This is a genomic window from Shewanella sp. (assembly GCF_051658185.1).
Taxonomy (GTDB): Bacteria; Pseudomonadota; Gammaproteobacteria; order Enterobacterales; family Shewanellaceae; genus Shewanella.
On sequence record NZ_JBOFMC010000146.1, the window covers coordinates 1 to 4293 of the forward strand.

A 4293-nucleotide genomic window follows, 5' to 3' on the forward strand; every position below is an offset into this window, starting at 1 on the left:
TGAGGATGCAAAATTCCACCTTGAGCGCTTAAAAAAAGTCGGCGCATTTAGCGTAAAAAGCTATAACCAACCAAGGCGCAATCAACGCCAACAAGTGATTGCCGCAGCGCGAGCGCTTGAAATGATGGTCGTTCCCGAAGGGGGCAGTTTATTACAGCACAACCTAAGCATGATTGCCGACGGGCACACCACCATTGAACACTCCTTACCTGCAGCAGCCATTTACGATGATATTAAACAGTTTTGGAGCCAAACAAAGGTAAGTTACACCCCAACACTCGTGGTCGCTTATGGGGGGATTTCTGGAGAAAACTATTGGTATGATAAAACCGACGTTTGGGCGCACCCGAGGTTATCTCGCTACGTACCGGCAGACATTCTACAGGCCAGATCCATGCGCCGCCCCCACGCACCAGACAACCATTACAACCACATTAACGTGGCCAAAGTTGCCAATGAACTTGACCATCTAGGCATTCATCCAAACATTGGTGCTCATGGCCAACGTGAAGGTTTGGCCGCCCACTGGGAGATGTGGATGTTTGCCCAAGGTGGTATGGATAATATGGCCGTATTAAAAACGGCCACCATCAACCCGGCTGCCACCTTTGGCTTAGACCATCAATTAGGCTCAATTAAATCCGGCAAGCTAGCCGACCTCATCGTGATTGATGGCGATCCCTTAGCGGATATCCGGGTGACGGATAAGGTCACCTACACTATGGTCAACGGTAATTTGTTTGATGCTGAAACAATGCATCAACTCAATGGTGACCAAGTGCAACGAAAACCGTTCTATTTTGAAAAGCGCTAAGCGAGACCAACAAGGACCACAACAACCAGCTGCCAGCCGCAACCCTCGCCGGCTAGCGGCTCCTTGTTATGCCGCGTGATAACACAAAATCATACACTCAAGTCTCATAACATGAACCCGCTTGTTCCACGTGGAACAGGCGGGTTCATGGTGCAGCCACAACGCAACGTTACCAAATAAACCAAATCAATTGACGGTAAGTCAGCTCCTTAGTCTATTGCTTCAATCCCGCACTTGATGGTCGCGGCAACAGGCATCGTAGACCATGCAATCGACAAGATGATCGTTGACCATGCCAACCGCCTGCATAAAGGCATAACAAATCGTTGGGCCAACAAAATTAAACCCTAACTTTTTTAACGCCTTGGACATCGCCTCTGACTCGGGAGTTTGCGACGGCATCTGCGCCATCGAACTAAAGCGATTCACAATAGGCTTGCCCCCAACAAAGCTCCATAAAAATGTCGAAAAATCCTGACCACTGGCAGTGTAAGCAAGGTACCCTTTAGCATTGCGAATAATCGACTCTATTTTTAATCGATTACGCACAATGCCCGCATTGGTCATCAACTCAGCCACTTTTATCTCATCGAAAGTGGCAATAATCGCAGGATCAAAATTTGCAAAGGCCTGCTCATAATTTTGTTGTTTCTTAAGAATCGTTATCCAAGATAAACCTGCCTGCTGGCCATCAAGGCATAACTTGGCAAACAACTCCTTGGCGTCATACACCGGACGCCCCCAAACATGATCATGGTACGCTCGGTATAAAGGATCATCTCCCACCCAACCACAACGATTCCCATCCATAGCCCTTGCCTTCTCTCGTTTTCATCGAAGGTAAAAAATAACCTACATAAGCCGAGATCTACAAGGTATAATCGAAACCATTTTCTATTCAGGCTAACGGCAGTAGACAAGTAGACATGACGACGAAACACGACGTAAAAACATTTCAGGGTTTTATTCTAACCCTGCAGGAATATTGGGCACAGCAAGGCTGCGCTATCGTTCAACCTCTCGATATGGAAGTGGGTGCAGGCACATTCCACCCGCAAACCTTCCTGCGCTCTCTAGGGCCAGAGCCGATGAGCAGCGCCTATGTGCAGCCATCGCGCCGCCCAACCGATGGTCGCTACGGTGAAAATCCCAACCGTCTGCAGCACTACTACCAGTTCCAAGTCGTGTTAAAACCGTCACCGGATAATATCCAAGAACTTTACTTAGGCTCGCTGCAAGCTCTGGGCATTGATACCCAAATCCATGATATCCGCTTTGTGGAAGACAACTGGGAATCGCCAACCTTAGGCGCTTGGGGTTTAGGCTGGGAAGTCTGGCTAAACGGTATGGAAGTCACCCAGTTTACCTACTTCCAACAGGTCGGGGGCTTAGAGTGCAGCCCGGTCACCGGTGAAATCACCTACGGTTTAGAACGCTTAGCGATGTACATCCAAGGTGTAGATAGTGTTTACGATCTCGTTTGGACCGACGGGCCGATGGGCCGTATCACCTATGGCGATGTATTCCACCAAAACGAAGTGGAGCAATCCACCTATAACTTCGAACACGCCGATGTAGACTTTATGTTTGCTCTGTTCGATCAATGCGAAAAGATGTGTCAGCACTTATTATCGCTTGAAAAACCGTTACCTCTACCCGCCTATGAGCAAGTCATGAAAGCCTCACACGCCTTCAACCTGCTCGACGCTCGCCATGCCATTTCGGTCACTGAACGTCAGCGGTATATCCTACGCGTTCGCACTATGGCTAAGGCTGTAGCAGAATCCTATTATCAGGCTCGCGAAGCGCTTGGCTTCCCAATGTGTAAGTAGAGGTAACCACATGAATTTTGAAAACTTACTCATCGAGTTAGGTACGGAAGAGCTGCCGCCAAAAGCGCTGCGCAAATTAGCCGAGTCTTTCTTAGCTAACTTTACTGAAGAATTAACCAAAGCCGATTTAGCCTTTAAATCTGCCGTTTGGTACGCAGCGCCCCGTCGTCTGGCGATTAACGTGACTGAACTTGCCTTAGCTCAAGCAGATAAAATCGTTGAAAAACGCGGCCCAGCCGTGAGCTCAGCCTTTGATGCCGAAGGCAATCCCACTAAAGCAGCCGAAGGTTGGGCGCGGGGTAACGGTATCACCGTTGATCAAGCTGAGCGCTTGGTTACCGACAAAGGTGAATGGCTGGTTTATCACGCCAAGGTCGAAGGCGTAGAAACCAAGAGCTTAGTGGCTGCTATGGCACAACGCGCCCTGGATAAGTTACCCATCCCTAAGCCAATGCGCTGGGGCAGCAACAAGACGCAATTTATTCGCCCGGTTCACACCGCCACTATGCTGCTAGGCAGTGAGTTAATTGAAGGCGAATTGCTCGGGATTACATCGGCGCGCAATATTCGCGGTCATCGTTTTATGGGGACGGGCTTTGAGCTTGACCATGCGGATAACTACCTGACGCAGCTGAAAGAAAAAGGTAAAGTCATTGCCGATTACGAAAGCCGCAAAGCCTTAATCAAAGCCGACGCCGAAAAAGCAGCCGCGAAAATAGGCGGCACCGCGGATATCGAAGATGATCTACTGGAAGAAGTGACCTCTTTGGTTGAATGGCCAGTCGTATTAACCGCAAGCTTTGAAGAAAAGTTCTTAAACGTCCCGTCAGAAGCCTTGGTGTACACCATGAAGGGCGATCAAAAGTACTTTCCTGTCTTTGATGCGGCCGGCAAATTACTGCCAAACTTTATCTTTGTAACCAACATCGAATCTAAAGATCCTGCACAAATCATTGCCGGTAACGAAAAAGTGGTTCGCCCACGCTTGGCCGATGCTGAGTTCTTCTTTAATACCGACAAAAAGCACACGCTAGAATCACGTTTACCGAGTCTTGAAACCGTCTTGTTCCAGCAACAGCTCGGCACCTTAAAAGACAAAGTCACGCGTATCTCTGCCCTCGCCGCCTTTATTGCTGAGCAAACAGGTGCAAATGCCGTGGATGCTGCTCGCGCGGGTTTATTATCAAAAACCGATTTGATGACCAATATGGTGATGGAGTTTACCGACACTCAAGGCACTATGGGCATGCACTACGCTCGCCTCGACGGTGAAACCGAAGCGGTAGCCATTGCTCTAGAAGAGCAATATAAGCCTAAGTTTTCTGGCGATACGGTTCCGACAGCAGCGGTTTCATGCGCCGTTGCCTTAGCAGATAAACTCGATACTTTAGTCGGTATCTTTGGTATTGGTCAGGCCCCCAAGGGCGCAGCCGACCCATTTGCCCTGCGCCGCGCAGCCATCGGTGTACTACGGATTATTGTTGAGAATAAACTGCCGCTGGACTTAGTCACCCTGATTGCGAAGGCTCAAGCACTGCATGGTGCTAACCTAAGCAACGCAAATGCAGCGGACGAAGTGCTCGAGTTCCTCATGGCCCGCTTCCGCGCGTGGTACCAAGATAAAGGTATCGATGTTGACGTGATCCT

Annotated in this window: 4 protein-coding genes; 3 read left to right on the forward strand and 1 reads right to left on the reverse strand. The window is 49.3% G+C overall.

Annotated features, from left to right (window positions below; translation table 11 throughout):
* A partial coding sequence (locus ACRCZA_RS06115) for an amidohydrolase family protein (RefSeq protein WP_438673578.1) occupies window positions 1–814 on the forward strand: 814 nt, incomplete at its 5' end.
* A gap of 222 nt (window positions 815–1036) precedes the next feature.
* On the opposite strand, the gene ACRCZA_RS06120 is transcribed toward ACRCZA_RS06115, so the two are convergent.
* Window positions 1037–1624 (reverse strand): DNA-3-methyladenine glycosylase I, encoded by a 588-nt coding sequence (locus tag ACRCZA_RS06120; RefSeq protein ID WP_438673579.1) that lies wholly within the window; start codon window positions 1622–1624, stop codon window positions 1037–1039.
* Between the two features lie 116 nt (window positions 1625–1740).
* Here ACRCZA_RS06120 and glyQ point away from each other — a divergent pair, with 116 nt between their 5' ends.
* Complete coding sequence (glyQ, locus tag ACRCZA_RS06125) at window positions 1741–2646, forward strand: glycine--tRNA ligase subunit alpha (protein WP_011070431.1); 906 nt, start codon at window positions 1741–1743, stop codon at window positions 2644–2646.
* Between the two features lie 10 nt (window positions 2647–2656).
* The coding region (gene glyS, locus ACRCZA_RS06130) for a glycine--tRNA ligase subunit beta (RefSeq protein ID WP_438673580.1) at window positions 2657–4293 on the forward strand (1637 nt) is incomplete at its 3' end.

What these genes read in the sequence shown, in the direction of transcription:
- ACRCZA_RS06120 (WP_438673579.1), bottom strand. Translation starts at nt 1,624, where the DNA reads ATGGATGGGAATCGTTGTGGTTGGGTGGGAGATGATCCTTTATACCGA.
- glyQ (WP_011070431.1), top strand. Translation starts at nt 1,741, where the DNA reads ATGACGACGAAACACGACGTAAAAACATTTCAGGGTTTTATTCTAACC.